Raw genomic sequence first — 16,655 nt, 5'->3', positions numbered from 1 at the left:
AACAATGGGGCGGCCGGGACTTGCCGTGGACTTGCACGACGTCATGATTCGCTTTGGCGACTTCACGGCGGTCAAAAGCATGAACCTCCAGGTGGCCGAGACTGAATTCGTTGCAGTGGTGGGGCCGACCGGCTGCGGAAAATCCACCATTCTCAACACTGTCACCGGACTGCTGAAGCCCGCCGCCGGCGACGTTCGCATTTTCGGCAAGTCTCTTACGGGCCTGAACGGTCAGTCCGGCTACATGCTTCAACAGGAAGGGCTGCTGCCCTGGAAGACCGCCCAAGACAATGTCGGCCTGGGGCTCGTCTTTCAGGGCAGCTCGATCGCGAAAGCGCGCGAGCAGGCACGGCCCTGGCTCGCCAAGGTCGGATTGAAGGGATTCGAGGAGCGCTATCCGCATCAATTGTCCGGCGGCCAGCGCAAGCGCGTTGCGATGGCACAAACGCTGATCATGGAGCCCAAAATCGTTCTCATGGATGAGCCGTTCTCCGCGCTGGACGTTCACACACGCCGACTCATGCACCGCATCCTGCTCGACCTCTGGCAGGCGGACCGGCGCTCGCTCATCTTCATCACCCATGATCTCGATGAGGCGATCACGCTAGCGGACCGCGTCGTTGTGATGTCTGCCGGTCCCGCCAGCCGCATGGTTGCCGACGTCAGGATCACGCTGCCTCGTCCGCGCGATGTTTGGGCGCTGCAGACCACCGACGAATTCGTCGCGCTCTATCGTGAAATCTGGTCGCTGCTCGGCGCCGAAGTGGAGAAAAGCTATGTCACGCAGGGGTAGGGTCGCTCTCACGCAGTTCGCCATCCTCCTTGGCCTGATCCTGATCTGGGAATTGGGCGTGTGGGCCGGACTGATCGATCCCTTCTTCTTTCCGGCACCGTCGACACTTGTCGTAAGGATCGGGGAGTGGATGTCGATGGCGGACTTTTGGACCGATATTGGCATAACATTGCTGGAGACGGTCCTGTCGTTCCTGGCTGGCATCGGGATCGGCACAGCACTTGGTATCTGGCTGGGCTTAAGCCCGTTTGCTGCCGAAGTCGTTCAGCCCTTTATCAAGATGTTCAATGCAATCCCGCGGATCTTGCTTGGACCCATTTTCGTCATCTGGTTCGGATTGGGCCTCACCTCCAAGGTTGCGCTCGGCGTCACGCTGGTTCTATTCGTCGCATTCTTCAACACCTTCCAGGGCGTCCGCGAGGTCAATCCGGTCGTGCTGGCGAATGCCCGCCTGCTGCGTGCATCGAAGTCGTCCCTGCTACGGCACGTCTACCTGCCGTCCGCTACGACCTGGATTCTGTCGAGCCTGCGGGTGTCAGTCGGCATGGCCGTGATGGGAGCCGTGGTCGCCGAATATCTCGGCTCGTCCGCAGGATTGGGGCACTTAATTGCGCAGGCCGAAGGCGTCCTCGATGCGACCGGAGTGTTCGCAGGAATTGTCGTTCTCGCCGCCTTCGTCGTTGTCCTCGATGCCATCGTCGACTGCGCGGAAAAGCGGCTCCTGGTCTGGCGGCCGGCGCCTGCGCACGAAAGCTGATCGTACGCTCTCCCACCAATCATGGAGGTTCGCATGCACGTTTCCATAAGACTGACGCCGGTCGTGGCGCTGGCCGCATTCTCGGTCATTTTGGCGCATGCCACCGAGCCCGAGAAAACAAAATTGAAGATCGCCATGGGGTCACAGATCCTCAACTATATGCCTGTCGAACTTGGAGTGAAGCTTGGCTCCTTTAAGGAAGAAGGCCTTGACGTTGCCGTCGAGAACTTCCAGGCCGGTGGCTCAAAGGCTCTGCAGGCCCTGATCGGCGGCTCCGTCGACGGGACTATCGGCTTTTACGATCACACCATTCAGATGCAGGCGCAGGGTAAACAAATTTCCTGCGTGTTCCTGCTGAACGACTTTCCCGGCGTCCTGCTCGGTGTCCGCAGCGACCTCGCCGACAAGGTCAGAACCGCCGCCGACCTGAAGGGTCTCAGGCTCGGGATCACGGCGCCGGGGTCATCGACGGAGACTATGGCGCGTTACTACATCAAGAAATCAGGATTGGGTCCACGCGATGTCAACGTCATTGCCGTCGGCAGCGGCGCACCGGGCATGGTGGCGCTTGAGGCCATGAACGTCGATGCCCTGGTCTATTTCGATCCCATCGCGACGCTTCTCGCGCGCAAGAAGAGCGCGACAGCGCTGTTCGATGCGCGCACGATCGAAGGCTCAAAGCAGGCCTTCGGCGGATCCTATCCGACCGCGTGTCTCTATCTTCAGCAGTCCTTCATCGATAAAAATCCCGAAACGGTCCAGCGCCTGGTCAACGCCTTGCTCAAAACTCACCGCTGGATCAACGCAACGCCGACGGAGCAGCTCGTCGATACGATTCCTCCTGGTTACAAGACTGACAATCGCGAGGTGAATATCGAAATCATGAACGCATCGAAAGCGCTCTTCTCGCGAACCGGGCAGATGGACATTGAGGCGGCCAAGGTCCCGCTGGCTGTCCTGAGCGACTCTGATCCAAAAATCGCTGCCGCAAAGATCGACTTGAACAAAACCTTCACCAATCGCTTCGCGGAACGCGCCGCTCAACAACTGAAATAGCTGCTCGCAGACCAAGCCCTCACCATCGGATCACCTAAGGAAGGCTTCTTCAGATGTCTCTGCCGCTCACCGGCATCCGCGTCCTGGACCTGTCGAACGTGTTAGCCGGTCCGTTCTGCGGTTATCATCTCGCGCGTCTTGGCGCGGAGGTCATCAAAGTCGAAAATCCGAACGGCGGCGACCTCGCGCGGCGCCTCGGCGCCGATCCGCAAAGGGCAGAGCGCCTGCAGGGCCTCTCTTTTGTCGCGGTGAACGCCGGCAAGCAATCCGTGGCGCTGGACTTGAAGTCGGAATCGGGCCGCGAGGTATTCTTGCGGCTCGTCAAGGAAGCAGATGTGGTGCTCGAAAACTTCCGGCCGAAGGTGATGGAACGGCTTAGCCTAGGCTTTGATGTGCTCAGCAGGCAGAACCCGCGTCTGGTGTACTGCGCGATCTCCGGCTTTGGGCAGAGCGGGCCGTGGTCCGCCCGTCCTGCCTATGACCAGATCGTTCAGGGTCTGTCTGGTGCCATGAGCGTCACTGGCGATATGGCCTCGGCTCCCCTGCGCACGGGCTTTCCGATCTCCGACACGATTGCGGGACTGACTGCTGCCTTTGCCATCGCCGCGGCTCTGGTCGACCAGCGGCATAGCGGCCGCGGTCGGTTCATTGACGTGTCCCTGCTCGAAGCCACCGTCGCAGCGATGGGATGGGTCGTCTCCAACCACCTGAACGCTGGCGTCGAGCCGCAACCCATCGGCAACGAGAACTTCACCGCGGCTCCCTCCGGCACGTTCCGCACCGCAACAGGCCTGCTGAACATTTCCGCCAACGAGCAGAAGCAGTACCAAGCCCTATGCGACCTGATTGGCCGACCGGACCTGAAGACGGATCCACGCTTTGCTGGGCGCGAGATGCGCAAGGTCAATCGCGCAGCGCTGAACACGGAGTTGAACAAGGCGTTGGGTTGCAAGCCCGCTGACGAATGGGAGACCCAAATGAATCTGGCTGGAGTCCCCGCAGGCTGCGTGCTGACGGTCTCGCAAGTTTTGCAGCAGCCACAGCTCCTCGAGCGCGGATTCGTCGAGACTTTGGCCCCAGAACAAGACGGTGCGCAGCCGTTACGAATCACGCGGCCGGGCTTCCGGCTGGATGAGGAGTTTTCGGTGCCTTCACCACCTGCGACGCTCGGAGCAGACACCGAGCGATGGTTGCAGCGGCTCGGCTATTCGTATGCGGAGGTCGAGCAACTGGTCTCAAGCCGGGCCGTCGGGACACCAAAGCAAGGAGGGGCTGATTTCCGGCCCGTCTGCGTGGCCGCGGACGGACCAATATCATGATATTCGACGGCTTGCGGCGGTTGGCAATCGGCAGGTTGAAGGGGCGGAACCGGAAATGAGCGAAGAAGAATTGCGACAGCAAGCGGCCCGTTGGTGGCGAACCTCCATCTGCGACATCGCGCCCGGTCGCATCGCCTATCGGGGTTACCCAATCGAAGATTTGATCGGCCGGATTTCCTTTCCCGCCATGATCTGGCTGATGTTGCGCGGCGATCTGCCGACGCCAGCGCAGGAGCGGCTGCTGCAAGCTGCGCTGGTCGCGTCCGTTGACCACGGTCCGCACGCGCCCTCCATCGCAATTGCGCAAATGGCGGTGAGCTGCGGGCTGCCCCTGAACGGTGCGATGGCCTCCGCGATCAATACACTCGATGACGTGCACGGCGGAGCAGGGGAGCAGGCGGTCGAACTCTACGAAGATGTGCTGCGGAGGCGCGATGGCCTAGAGATAGGCGAGGCCGCGGCCGCCGCAATCGACCATTTCACCGCAAGGCGCGGCAAATATCTGCCCGGCTTCGGCCACCGGTTTCATCCGGTCGACCCGCGCGCGGCACCGCTATTGGCGCTGGTGGATGACGCAGGTGCTGAGGGCAGTGTCAGCGGCGACTATGCCAAGGCCGCCCGCGCGATCGAGCGCGTGATGCAGCAGCGCAAGGGCAAACTCATCCCAGTGAACATTGATGGCGCGACCGCGGTCATTTATGGCGAGCTCGGCTTCGCGCCTCCGCTGGCGCGCGGCGTCTTCTGCCTGTCGCGCGCGGTCGGAATCCTGGCCCACGCCTGGGAACAGACCAGGCGCAAGGATCGTAACAAGGGACCGATGCCCAAGCAGTTTGGCTACAAATACGAGGGACAGCCGCGCCGCACGCTGGGAGGCGCGTCATGATGTATCTCGACAAGCCGCCTCAGCTGGTTGAGACCCGCGTGTTCTCGTCGATGCCGGCGGAATTTCGTCGCCCTGGTGTTTCCTCGAAATGGGCGGATGCCAACCGCGGGGGCGATCCGGTGGATTGTTTCATCGAGGGGCCGTCGTTCGACAAGTCCGGGAATCTCTACGTCGTCGATATCCCCTTCGGCCGCATTTTCCGGATTTCGTGCGACGGCATCTGGTCTCTGATAATCGAATATGACGGCTGGCCGAATGGTCTGAAGATCGCACCTGATGGCCGGGTGCTGGTGGCCGATTACATGAATGGCCTCATGGAGCTCGATCCGCAGCGGGATACTATCAGCCTGCTTCTGGGGCACCGCGATTCCGAGTCCTTCAGAGGCTGCAACGACCTGCATATCGCGACCAGCGGCGACATCTATTTCACCGATCAGGGGCAAACTGGATTGCACAATCCGACCGGCCGGGTGTTCCGACTGTGTTCTGACGGCCGGCTCGATTGACCGATTTCGAACGAGTCAAGCCGAACGGGCTGGGCTCAGTCCCGACGAGGCCGTGTTGCTCGTTGCAATGACGCGCGACAACAGCATCTGGCGCGTGCCGCTGATGCGTGACGGTGGGGTTGGGAAGGTGGGACGGTTCAGCTTGTTCTTCGGGACCAGCGATCCTGACGGGCTGACGATGGATCAAAAAGGGCGGCTCTTTGTCGCGCACGCCTCCCTCGGCCACGTCTTCGTCATGGCGCCGAACGGCGAAACGATCGCCCGCATCAAGTCCTGCGCTGGGGCGACCTGCACGAACCTCGTATTGGAGGCGGCAAACGGCACATTGCTCATTACGGAATCCTCTACCGGATCAGTGTTGATGGCTGATCTCACTCACTTTCCTTGAACGTTCGCCAGCAGGAGTGACAAGGTGGTACCGAATCCTTTTACGCGACGGTCCACCGAATCAAGATGCAGGAAGGAGCCCGGTAGATGATTGGCTTGCCAGTTGCCGAGGCATTGTACTTGGCGACGAATGGATCGCATTTGTGTGCGGTGATCCGAAACTGGCGTCAGTAAGTCGCATTGTGTGGGAAGCACGAAAGAACGACTCGGCCATCGTTTGTAAGGCTGGGGTCGGGCTTCGCCCCCAACGGGTCGCGGCCGACCTGGCTCCGCGCCTTTTAGCCGGGCAGGTTTCGGCTCGCGGTCCACGAGCCTTGAGAAGACCATGGTATCGCTTCGCACCATGAAGAACGATTTGATGGCTGATACCCGCCAAGAAGGTCGAAGAGGTAATCCGCTCGCAGTAGGAGTAAGCACCGCATCAGCGTCGAGGTTCTCGATCATCCTCGGCCGCGACGCACTGTCATAGCCTCTTGCGCGCGCAATCCTCCAACCCGATATCCCCTCTCCTCGTAGAAACGGCGTACCCGTTGTAAAGCTGGATAGCCATCCGGGGGCAACGCAACCTCAATCATCTGCCAGCCTCGGCGCTTCGCCTCCGAATGTACCGCCTCGAGCAGATGCCGACCGTGGTCAGAGCTTCGGAAGTCGCGAGAAATCCATAGCTCCTGAAGCACACCGTACGCTCCGGCTGCTCTCACGGCCTGTACGGCCGAGGTGGCAGCGACCCCTACAATCTGCCGGGTGGCTTGTTCCTCGACGACAAAAATGAAGCCTCTTCGGGATCCTGAATCAGGCGCAAAGCAGCCTGCTTCGCGCCTTCAAGGCTGAACTCTGGTCCGGGGCCACCTAATTCAGAAAGTAGCTTTTCGACGGCTTCTGCGATCGCGTTCTCATCTCCTGGCACGCTTTGCGCAAAGCCGTGCCCCCGTGGGGCAGGCCTTGCGCTTCAGCGACAACACGAACACCCGTCAGTTAGTCCCTCCAGTCCCTCTTGAGGATATCCATGCTTCAGAAGGATACAGAAAACGCAACTGAGAGCAACTATCAAGCTCGATAGGGAATAGGACGTCCGCACTCGCTATCAGCAACAGAGGTGAGGTAAGTGCAAGCTGTTGCCGTTCTCAGAATCGACTGCGGCTTGACCTGCTGCGAACTCATGATGGACTTCCTTCGATTGGAAAGGAAGTCCACGAGACGGCACATTCGCGCGTGGGCAGGCGGGCCATGAAGATCAAACATTTCGTAAGAGTGATTTCCGATCATCACTCACGCGCGACTCGATTCAGTAGATCTTGCGGCATGGTAATTGCCGTGCCATAGGGCGCATCAGCTCGGCGCGTCCGAAGGTGAGATTCCCCACACTCGTGTGCGTCACTCGTACAAAGTTGCGCGAGGCGGGAGAGGTATCATACGCGTGCGCCCGACAAAATCGTCTGAACAACATCGCGAAAGATTTTGCACGCTAATGCACTATCTTAAGCTTACCTCGAAGAATCGAAAGATAATGGCAAGCACAGCTTGTTTACCTTCCCTCCTCGTTTAAGGGACCGTCACGGAACGGGAGTGGTTGCAATGGAGCATGGGCAGGCCGAACTAGTCGGAGGAAAACCTGTAATCTTCGGACAGCGTAAGGTGCGGCCGCGAGCGTGCGTGGCCGTCGGCAAGCGGCATCTGCGCGCCTTTCTTCGGGATGTGCTGGAGGATATGGGGTTTGTTATCAGCGAATGCGGGACTGCTGACGAGCTGTCGCACGTACTCGGCACGGACTTCCCTGATCTGATCCTGCTCGGCATTGGCTCGGATCGCATCGAGCCTGGACGATTGCTCGAGATACTCGTACGCGAAGGATTTGCAGGCGGAGTGCTGGCGTTCGGCGCCCGCGAGTCGATCATCATGACGGCAGTGCAGCAGGTCGGGGGCGAATATGGACTTGATATGCTGCCGCCGCTGAGGACGCCGTTTGCAGCCGAGACGCTGCGCGATCGGGTCGCCATGCTCTTGCCCAGAGAGCCGGCGCCCCGTCCCGCGGTCCATGTCGGGGAAGCCTTACACGCTGGCTGGCTTGAGCTCTGGTATGAGCCGAAGTTTGACGCGTGTACCCTCAGCCGCCGCGGCGCCGAGGCGCTTGTGCGAATGCGGCACCCGACCTGGGGCGTTGTTCCACCGGCCTATTTCATCGCGGAGGCTCACGATCCGCATTTTAGGGAGTTGTCGCAGTTCGTGATCGACCGCGCGATCAAGGATTGGCAGTATCTTCTGGAGCAGCAAACTTCGATCGATCTCTCCATCAATCTCCCGGCAGCATTCCTGATTGACCCGCAAGCGGTACGCGATCTCTGTCAGCGCATGCCGTCGCACCCCGCTTTCGGCGGCTTGACGATTGAAATCGATAGCGAGGAAGCGATCCAGAACCTAGATCTCCTGATTGAGGTCGCGCGTGAGGTTCGCTTTCACAACATTGGCCTTGCAATCGACAATGTCGGCGCCAATTGGCCGCAGCTGATGGGGATGGAAAAATTCCCGTTCATGAAATTAAAAGTGGACCGGCGGTACGTCGCCGGTTGCGGAAATGGACCCCTGAAGCGAACGGTGTGCCGCCATATCGTCGATCTAGCCAAAGAGTACAGCGTGCGCACCGTCGCCGCAGGTGTGGAGAGCCACGCCGACCTGATCGCTGTGACCGAACTCGGCTTCGACCTTGCGCAGGGCCATCTGTTCGGAAAGGCCATGCCGCTGAAGCAATTTGCACAGTCATCTTTCAGCCCTGTTCCACTTCGTCCAAAATAGTTGCATGAGGAGTGGCTGAGCAGAGCCAGGCAAAGCGTACCAGCGCTCGCCCGCGCCGCCATGCCTACTCGGCACCAGGCATGCGGCTGACTGCAATTAAAGCGGAGTTAACGTTGCAGCCGTGAGCGAGGCTTGCACAAAACCTCCAGTCAGGGTGTGTGACCGGAGGTTTGCCGAGATCCGGCGTAGACGTGCGTCGGCTCGCGGCTTTTAGTCGCGCCGCCGGTTTCGGAATCGTCGAGCGTCGCTTGGCCCCGCGCTGCCATGCCAGACAAACGACGGAAGCTCCCAGCGGTCGAGTCGCGACTGGCTCTCGGAGTAGGGCCTGAGGGCTCGCATAGCTTGAAATTGAGTGGCCCGTTGCTGTCGCAGATGTAGCATGGTCTCAGACCCGGGACAGCACCTTGGGGCAAATTGCCCATCATTTAGCGCGTCTGTCCTTGGCACGGCATTTGAAAGGGATCGCCAATGGCATCGCTCGCCTAAGGAGTCGGAAGGCATGGCTTACAAGATCGTCGCTTCGCAATGCACCGTTTGTGGGGCATGTGAGTTCGAGTGTCCCAACGCGGCGATCAGCCTCAAGCGCGACATTTACGTTATCGATGTCAAAAAGTGCACGGAGTGCGAGGGCCATTCCGACACGCCGCAATGTGCGGTGGTCTGTCCGGTGCCTGACACCTGTGTCCCGTCTAAGACAGCATAAGCAGCCCGCGTCCAGAAGGCTTCACCGCTCGATTTCGCGAACGAAGTAGTAGATGTCGCGCTTGTGGCGGCCGCCGACCGCGTGGGGCGGATCGAGGTCGATCAACATCGTTATGACCTTAAGGCGCCGATCGACTCCGAGAAGCCCTCGAAGGGCTCTGCAGGATATCTAAAGCTACGTCACTTCGAAGCCGAAGAGACGGTCTCGATGCGACGAGATCGGTCCGGAGATCCTGAAGACGTGCGAGAAGCTCGGCATCCGCTTGGCCGTGGTCACCATGCACGCGTGCATGAGCCTAGGGTCATAGCAGGATCCCCGCCGCCCCCGCTCTCGCCGCTTACTCCAGTTTCGCAAGTCAGCGTGCATCCTGAGGTCCGGAACTGTTCCTGCGATGTTGCGCAGGCCAACGTCCAGGCTGCACTACTCGCCAGCGGCGACGGAAACAACGAAGGCGCGCCAAAGTCGCTCAGCACGTAAGTGCTTGGCGCACCGAGGAGATCATCTTGACCAACGCCACGGAGGCGATCGAGCTCGCGGCTCGTCGCGGGGTCCGCCGAACACAGGCAGTCCGACCTGATCATCCGTGCGATCATGGAGCAATCCCGGCCTTGGCAATTCCTAAGGAGCCTCATGGCGCTGTGTTCAAGCGGATGTCGGCCGAGCATGATCGCAACTTCCTCACGGGCGAGTTCGAGAAGCTGCTGACGGAAAAGACCAGGCTTGTCGCGATCACGCAGATGTCGAAGCGCCCAGCGCGTTCGTTCTGCTCGCGTTAGCTCACGACAACGCCAAGAGGGTGTTGAGCGAACGCATTCATAAGCGGAGGCTTCACAGATCCACGCGTTTTTACCAGGCCGGGAGTAAGACCGTTGTGCCCTACCTGGTACAGCTGGCAATCGCTTGGGCAATATCGCGGCAACACTTAGTAGGTTGACGGATCGATCCTCGTGCGTCTAATGCCAGCCGTCGTGGTCTTCGGATTTCGTTTGATCCGGAGCTAAGAGGGAAGCCGGTGCAATGCCGGCGCTGCCCCCGCAACTGTAAGCGGCGAGCCGCTGTCCAACGAAGTCACTGAAGCCATGCGGCTTCGGGAAGGCCGGACAGCAGCGACGACCCGCGAGCCAGGAGACCTGCCTCGACAATATATCGTCCACGGGCGGGGTGTCCCGGTGTGCGCCAAGCAGCTGTCGCTCACGCGATATTCGCTGCATGCGTCCGCCATGGCCTTTGCCCCAATTATGGGGTCTGATCTATGTCTATTCTTGCGCTTCCCGTTGCCACATTGGGGACGTCACGCATCGGCCCACGACGCGAACTCAAGTTCGCGCTCGAGAGCTACTGGGCGGGAAACTCCAGCGAAGCCGAGCTCCTCGAGGCGGGGAGTGGACTTCGTGCCGCTAATTGGGCACGGCAGAAATCCTGCGGTGTGACGGTCATTCCTTCGAATGACTTCTCGCTCTACGACCAGGTGCTCGATACCAGCGTAATGGTCGGAGCCATTCCCGACGTCTACGGCTGGACCGAAGGTCCTGTGTCGCTCAAGACCTACTTCGCCATGGCACGTGGCGCTCAGGACGGTGATCACACTCAGCATGGGCCAGGCGTAGCCGCACAGGAAATGACGAAGTGGTTCGATACCAACTACCACTACATGGTGCCGGAATTTCACCAGGATCAGATCTTTAAGTATTCCTCTCGAAAGCCGATCGAGGAATATGAGGAGGCAAAAAGCCTCGGCTACCAAACGCGCCCCGTCCTAGTTGGCCCAGTCACTTTCCTGAAGCTCGGCAAAAGCGCAAATCCCGCATTCAATCCGCTGTCGCTGCTTGATAGGCTCCTCCCAGTCTATGTCGATGTGCTCCGCGAACTAGCCTCGTGCGGTGCTGAATGGGTTCAGCTCGACGAGCCATGCCTGGTGATGGACATCGACGAAGCGTCGCGGGCGGCTGTCCGCCGGGCCTATGCTCATTTCGCAAAGGTTGTGCCGGCCCTTAAAATCATGCTGGCCACTTATTTCGGCGCTATCGGCGACAATCTTGAAACAGCCCTTGCCTTGCCCGTTGCCGGGCTTCATGTCGATCTGATTCGGGCACCCGACCAGTTGGACGCAATTGTCGCCACAGCCCGCAGAGATCTCGTGGTCTCGCTAGGCGTGGTTGATGGTCGCAACGTCTGGCGCTCCAATCTTGCGGCGCTGCTCGACCAACTTGCCCCTTTGGTCAAAAAGCTGTGCAGGGACCGTGTTCAGATTGCTCCTTCCTGCTCGCTGCTTCATGTTCCGATCGACATTGAGCTAGAGACCGATCTCGATCCCAATCTGAAGACGTGGCTGGCGTTCTCAGTTCAGAAGTTCAAGGAACTTTCGATATTGGGCAAAGCGCTGGCCGGCCATGCTGCCGAGGTGGCCGATGAACTTGCGCTTTCCGAGGACGCAGCCGTGACCCGCGAAACATCGCCCGAGATCCACAATGCGAATGTCGCCGGACGAATGGCCGCGATCGACGATAGCATGCGTCGCCGTCGCAGTGCGTTCACCCAGCGTGCCGACGTCCAGCGGGTCGCGTTCGCATTGCCGATGTTTCCAACGACAACCATCGGGTCCTTCCCGCAAACGGTCGACGTCCGGAATGCGCGTGCGGCTCATGCGCGGGGAGCGCTGAATGACGCGCAGTACGAGCAGCTTCTGAAAGCGGAGACAGCCCGTACCGTGCAGTGGCAGGAAGATATCGGCCTGGACGTGCTCGTACACGGTGAGTTCGAGCGCAATGACATGGTTCAATACTTTGCCGAGCAGCTGTTGGGATTCGCTTTCACCAAGCACGGCTGGGTTCAGTCTTATGGGTCGCGGTACGTTCGTCCGCCTATCCTGTTCGGAGATGTCTCCCGGCCGAAGCCGATGACCGTTGAATGGTGGCGCTTCGCGCAGTCTCTGACCAAGAAACCCGTCAAGGCTATGCTGACCGGACCGGTGACGATCCTGAACTGGTCGTTTGTCCGCGACGACATCTCGCGGAGCGAGACATGCCGTCAGATCGCTCTTGCGATCCGAGATGAGGTGATCGATCTTGAGGCGGCTGGAGCGACCATGATCCAGATCGACGAGGCTGCGTTGCGGGAGGGATTGCCGCTACGCAAATCGCAGTGGAGGAACTATCTCGATTGGGCAGTGGACAGCTTCCGCGTTTGCTCGTCCGCTGTCGCCGACGGAACTCAGATCCATACCCACATGTGCTATTCCGAGTTCAACGAAATCATCGATGCGATCGCAGCAATGGATGCTGACGTCATTTCAATCGAGACGTCCCGTTCTAAGATGGAATTGCTCGAGGCCTTCAAGAGCTACAAATATCCCAATGAGATCGGGCCCGGCGTCTATGACATTCATTCACCGCGCATTCCCGCAGCGGCGGAAATCAAGCAGCTGATTGTGTTGGCGCGGCAGCGAGTTTCCGATCGGCAGCTCTGGATCAATCCCGACTGCGGACTGAAAACTCGAAGCTGGGAGGAGGTGCGTCCCGCGCTCGTCAATATGGTGGCCGCCGCACGCGAGTTGCGGGCTGAGCCATGATGGTGCGGAGCGTTTCGCCAACGCGTTTGTGAATAAGATGCACGCGCTTTGGGGGCTTACGATGTCCTTGCGAGCTCCCAAAGTTCCCAGTGCCTGGGAATGCCGGCCGGCGCCGGCGGAGGCCGTCGCATACAGCCGGCGACAAGCTCGGTTCTCGATCCGACGGCGGACAGCATGCCGGCGATGCCCGATCAGGTCACATATTCCGAACATTATCGCCCGACGCGAAGCACAGCGCTATTTTTCATTTATCCATCGCGTGTGCGTCCCATCACAACAATCTATTTTACGGTCCTTACGGAACGTCATACGAAATTCACGCCCTGGCACGCCCTTCGGGAGAGGTAATCGAGCGTTGTTGGTTTTGGGGACGTGCCAAATGCTGCTGCGCGACGGCAAACTGCCGCTTGTGTTTCAGGGCACGGCAGCCAAACCGGTTGCGCGCAGGATCCCAGCTCGATCAAGGCACTGCCGTCCCAACCGGACAGCGGGCGAGTGGTGGAAAGTCGTGAAGTTTCCGACAGGGGCGGAAGGCAAACGGCTCCAGATTTCACGCGGAGTGATATCCGTTCCTCCTTGTTTGACGGCGAATGCCCTCGCCGAAAATCGATCGCCGGTAAGTCCTCCCTACCGGCGAAAGCTGGTGCGATGCGCAAAGCAGCGTCCTTCCTGCGTGACTTTCGCCCGGCCTCCGGAGGAGGCCGGTTTTTTTGGTGCGCCAGGCATGGCGCGGACCGCCGTGACTGGCGCGTTCGGCCGGAGTGCTGTCCGTTCGATGACTTGGAGGTCAGAGTCCTTCCTGGGCATCATCAACTTCTTGATGTGCAGCAATTCAAAGAAGTTATGCTCTTTCAGAGTGTTGCGCTGGCTCCGACTGTGTAACAATGGGGTGTAACATTGCTGTTCAGGGTTGTTCGGCCGATGCGCCGGACGGGTCTCGCTTTCCTGCGGGCATTCAGCTGGCTATTCCGCTCGGTGATGATTTCGTTTTTGTGACGCCTAGCGAGAGCGCAGGCCGTTCGATTTCCCCTCCGCACCCCGGACAGAGCCCCCCGAAGCGAAGTCGCGCATGGAGTCGCCGTGGCCAATCTAGAGGGTGTTTGGCAGGCCGTCCGCGATGACGCTCCCATGCATCCGACCCACCGCCAAGCGACAGCCTTAGCAGGCGAACTCTAGCGTCTGGGCGGACAGCGAGAGCCGCGCCCGGAGTGTCGCCATGGTTCACGCGCCCGGTGTCGGCTGGACGCCGGACACTGAGAGTCACGACGAGCAGGAAGCTCACTGGACGGCCGTAACGGAGATGTGGGAGAGGGCCGGCCAAACAATTAGAGAAGCTGCTCGGGCCCATCGTGGACCGCCTCTTGCTGACCAAGGGCATCCGCGGCGTGGACAGCGAATCGCGCGCTCTCTTGCTCACCGCCTTTTGATGGCGCTGAGGGACGCGTTCGCAAGCCGGCACCGCAACGCTGGCGGAGACTATTCGTCCGACCCCAAGGCCGGCCTTTGGCGCCCGTGGAAGCGACCACGGACACGTGCCAAGCGCTTGATGCAACGTGGGCTCGATCCGGGGTGGGCATGGCGGTCGACCTTCAACGGCCGCGGCCCATGGTGGAATGCCGGGGCCAGCCACATGAACGATGCTTATCGCACCGCCTTCTTCGTGCACCTCTCTGCTGTTCCTCATTGGACTGCACCGCCATGTCAATCGTGCTTGACGAACCGCCGTATACGGGTCCGTACGTACGGTGGTGTGGGAGGGGGAGGCCGCGAGGCTTCCTCCTACCCGATCGCTTGGTTATGAGTGACACCACGGGATCATTCATTTTAACGTCATTGCGGGACGCCGGGTTCTTGCGCCGCATCTGTTCTCATTCGGCAAGACATGAGGCCGGTGCTGTTAATCCTACCTGTCTATTGAAGGCTTTGGCGTCGTGTTCGTACGGGTGGGTAGTATTGGATACTCGATCTTAGGTAGCCGCCCGGTAAGCGAATTCAGAAACGCCACAATGTCGTTTTCTTCCCCGTCGCTAAGCTTGGCGCCGAGCTGGATTTCACTCATCAGGGCAACAGCTTGCTTCAGGCTCCAAACCTGGCCCGAATGGAAGTAAGGGGCTCGCAAAGCAACGTTCCGCAACGGCGCCGCGCGGAAGACATATTCGTCGCCGACCGCCTTGGTGACCGCGAATCGGCCCTTATCGGCTTGCGGAAGCAGGGTTGCGTCCGGCTTCTTCATCACGCCGAACTGGAAGTAGGCCTGTCCACCGACATTGATTCCATTGTGGCAAGAGGAGCATCCCTTTTCCATAAACAGCGCCAACCCTGACTTCTGCTGATCATCGAGAGCATGTGTATTGCCCTCCAAATACTGATCGAACGGGGCCGCAGGTGTGATGAGGGTGGCTTCAAAAGCCTCGATTGCCTTCGCAAAGTTTTCAAAGCTGACCGGGCTCGCCTCGTTCGGGAAAGCATTTTTGAACAAGACGACATAACTGGCCATTGAGTTCAAAGTGTCGAGCACATGATCCGGAGTCGCATTCATTTCGGCACTCGCCTGCACAGGGCCAGTTGCTTGCGCCTTGAGGTCCGCGGCGCGTCCGTCCCAGAATTGCGCCGCATTGAACACCGCGTTGTAGACGGTTGGGGCCCGACGTAGGCCGACCTTCCAGCCGTGACCGACTGAGGTCGGACCGGCATCGACTCCGCCGCTGCCGAGATTGTGGCACGTATTGCAGCTAATGATCTCGCTTGCCGATAGCCGCGGATCGAAGAACAGAATCTTGCCAAGCTCGACCTTTTCATGCGTGACTGGATTGTCCTTTACCGCAGGAATGACTGAGGGGATCGGATGGAAGATCTGCCTGGCGGTTCTCATCAGATCATCGTCGGCGCTAGCTCCTGACGACATCAGCAGCCCAATCGCCAAAACAGATGCTTCAGCGACAAGCCGAAGCTCCCGGATCGATTTGTTCATACACCCGCCTCATCAGTTCTGATTGAATCAAGGAAACAGTCGAAAGCGATGCCACACTCTGTTCCCTCAACGGGCCGGCGCAGCATGCACCGGATCCTGTGAAGCGAGGCTGCATCAAATGTTCGATTTCGAGGTGCTCGCTGCCGGCGTTCGCCCAAGAGGCTTTAAGCCGTTATTTGATTCGCGAGTTCGCTTTGAGCTTAGATCACGACCTTGGTAGATCAGACTAGCGCCTCAACCTTCGGAATGATGGCCGATCTGACAACAACAAGCGTGCCGAAAAAGGATAAGTGGCCGCATCGGTTCTCCATTGAGCGATTGGGTGGCCAATACGCTCCAGCGAAGTTGATCTATCCGTGTTGCACCGCTGGTCGCGCTCAGCGCTCACGGTGCCGCTGGACAATAGCAACCCCCATGCCAGTTGCATCTGCATGCAAGCTGCTGATTTAGTTACAAAACGAATCCGGGCTACCGAACAACGTCGGATGTCTTGTTTTGATGAATACATACAGTGTCACAGATGTGACAAGCGCCAGTCCCGGCTAGACATCATCGCACAGAAAGCTTTGTGATGAGATCCAATCGCCAGGCTTGCCGGCCACACGTGGGACGGCGGTACAAAGATCTACGCTGGCCTACGGCGAGACACTGAGCCGAGGCGCCCGGCGGTGCGCATCGCTCACGATTTCGCCTCGCCTTGCCAACTGAAGGCTCTCCGACCTCATATCCGGGCCGGCTCTTTGCGTGCCGCCGCCGAAATCCCTCGTTTGTAACAGACGAGCCCCGAGGCCTGAACATGGCTCGTCTGGGTTCGCTGGCATGGCAGTTGCCGGTGTCAAAACTGTTACCCAGAGTATGACGGTACGACCGTCCGATTTACTCGGATACTCCCATTCGACACCAGCTTAAGTGCCGGCCTGAC

The 16,655-nt window shown here is 59.5% G+C and carries 11 protein-coding genes, 1 pseudogene and 1 riboswitch; of the genes and pseudogenes, 10 read left to right on the top strand and 2 right to left on the bottom strand.

The window, feature by feature from the left end; genetic code table 11:
* Window positions 1-4: 4 nt before the first annotated feature.
* The 6 genes and pseudogenes from IVA91_RS16605 to IVA91_RS16580 all read left to right on the top strand — a co-directional run bounded on the left by IVA91_RS16605 (window position 5) and on the right by IVA91_RS16580 (window position 5,702).
* Window positions 5-793, top strand: a complete 789-nt coding sequence (locus tag IVA91_RS16605) for an ABC transporter ATP-binding protein (RefSeq protein ID WP_247459012.1) — start codon at window positions 5-7, stop codon at window positions 791-793.
* Window positions 777-1,550 (top strand): ABC transporter permease, encoded by a 774-nt coding sequence (locus IVA91_RS16600; protein WP_247336973.1) that lies wholly within the window; start codon window positions 777-779, stop codon window positions 1,548-1,550. Before IVA91_RS16605 ends, IVA91_RS16600 begins: the two co-directional genes overlap by 17 nt.
* Window positions 1,551-1,583: 33 nt before the next feature.
* Entirely contained in the window at window positions 1,584-2,606 is a 1,023-nt protein-coding gene (locus IVA91_RS16595) for an ABC transporter substrate-binding protein (protein WP_247459011.1), read from the top strand.
* Between the two features lie 53 nt (window positions 2,607-2,659).
* A complete protein-coding gene (locus IVA91_RS16590) occupies window positions 2,660-3,925 on the top strand; it encodes a CoA transferase (protein WP_247459010.1) in 1,266 nt (421 codons plus the stop codon).
* 55 nt (window positions 3,926-3,980) lie between these two features.
* A complete protein-coding gene (locus tag IVA91_RS16585; RefSeq protein WP_247276709.1) occupies window positions 3,981-4,808 on the top strand; it encodes a citryl-CoA lyase in 828 nt (275 codons plus the stop codon).
* A pseudogene (locus IVA91_RS16580) lies at window positions 4,805-5,702 on the top strand (SMP-30/gluconolactonase/LRE family protein). Before IVA91_RS16585 ends, IVA91_RS16580 begins: the two are co-directional and overlap by 4 nt.
* Before the next feature lie 439 nt (window positions 5,703-6,141).
* Here IVA91_RS16580 and IVA91_RS16575 read toward each other — a convergent pair.
* Window positions 6,142-6,438, bottom strand: coding sequence for a GNAT family N-acetyltransferase (locus tag IVA91_RS16575; protein WP_247419255.1), 297 nt, complete (start codon window positions 6,436-6,438; stop codon window positions 6,142-6,144).
* Between the two features lie 838 nt (window positions 6,439-7,276).
* Between IVA91_RS16575 and IVA91_RS16570 the strand changes: the two genes are divergently transcribed.
* From IVA91_RS16570 to metE, 4 genes are all read left to right on the top strand, one after another.
* Window positions 7,277-8,491 (top strand): EAL domain-containing response regulator, encoded by a 1,215-nt coding sequence (locus tag IVA91_RS16570; protein WP_247459009.1) that lies wholly within the window; start codon window positions 7,277-7,279, stop codon window positions 8,489-8,491.
* A 499-nt stretch (window positions 8,492-8,990) separates the two neighbouring features.
* Window positions 8,991-9,194, top strand: a complete 204-nt coding sequence (locus tag IVA91_RS16565; protein WP_247419161.1) for a 4Fe-4S binding protein — start codon at window positions 8,991-8,993, stop codon at window positions 9,192-9,194.
* A 380-nt stretch (window positions 9,195-9,574) separates the two neighbouring features.
* The gene (locus IVA91_RS16560; protein WP_346015501.1) at window positions 9,575-9,970 is read left to right on the top strand and encodes an aminotransferase class V-fold PLP-dependent enzyme; all 396 of its coding nucleotides are present in this window, start codon (window positions 9,575-9,577) and stop codon (window positions 9,968-9,970) included.
* 176 nt (window positions 9,971-10,146) lie between these two features.
* Window positions 10,147-10,347: riboswitch (cobalamin riboswitch) on the top strand.
* 99 nt (window positions 10,348-10,446) lie between these two features.
* The gene (metE, locus tag IVA91_RS16555) at window positions 10,447-12,762 is read left to right on the top strand and encodes a 5-methyltetrahydropteroyltriglutamate--homocysteine S-methyltransferase (protein ID WP_247459007.1); all 2,316 of its coding nucleotides are present in this window, start codon (window positions 10,447-10,449) and stop codon (window positions 12,760-12,762) included.
* Between the two features lie 1,903 nt (window positions 12,763-14,665).
* Here the strand turns inward: metE and IVA91_RS16550 are convergent.
* On the bottom strand, window positions 14,666-15,733 hold the full coding sequence (locus IVA91_RS16550; RefSeq protein ID WP_247419167.1) for a cytochrome-c peroxidase: 1,068 nt from the start codon (window positions 15,731-15,733) through the stop codon (window positions 14,666-14,668).
* Between the last annotated feature and the right edge of the window lie 922 nt (window positions 15,734-16,655).

This window comes from Bradyrhizobium sp. 153 (genome assembly GCF_023073835.1).
Taxonomy (GTDB): Bacteria; Pseudomonadota; Alphaproteobacteria; order Rhizobiales; family Xanthobacteraceae; genus Bradyrhizobium.
Note: the sequence above shows the minus strand (reverse complement) of the source record. Positions and strands in the feature narration are given on the sequence as shown.

Bases quoted from the DNA above. Each gene is read 5' to 3' on its own strand.
- IVA91_RS16605 (WP_247459012.1), top strand. From the start codon at position 5: ATGGGGCGGCCGGGACTTGCCGTGGACTTGCACGACGTCATGATTCGC.
- IVA91_RS16600 (WP_247336973.1), top strand. From the start codon at position 777: ATGTCACGCAGGGGTAGGGTCGCTCTCACGCAGTTCGCCATCCTCCTT.
- IVA91_RS16595 (WP_247459011.1), top strand. From the start codon at position 1,584: ATGCACGTTTCCATAAGACTGACGCCGGTCGTGGCGCTGGCCGCATTC.
- IVA91_RS16590 (WP_247459010.1), top strand. From the start codon at position 2,660: ATGTCTCTGCCGCTCACCGGCATCCGCGTCCTGGACCTGTCGAACGTG.
- IVA91_RS16585 (WP_247276709.1), top strand. From the start codon at position 3,981: ATGAGCGAAGAAGAATTGCGACAGCAAGCGGCCCGTTGGTGGCGAACC.
- IVA91_RS16570 (WP_247459009.1), top strand. From the start codon at position 7,277: ATGGAGCATGGGCAGGCCGAACTAGTCGGAGGAAAACCTGTAATCTTC.
- IVA91_RS16565 (WP_247419161.1), top strand. From the start codon at position 8,991: ATGGCTTACAAGATCGTCGCTTCGCAATGCACCGTTTGTGGGGCATGT.
- metE (WP_247459007.1), top strand. From the start codon at position 10,447: ATGTCTATTCTTGCGCTTCCCGTTGCCACATTGGGGACGTCACGCATC.
- IVA91_RS16550 (WP_247419167.1), bottom strand. From the start codon at position 15,733: ATGAACAAATCGATCCGGGAGCTTCGGCTTGTCGCTGAAGCATCTGTT.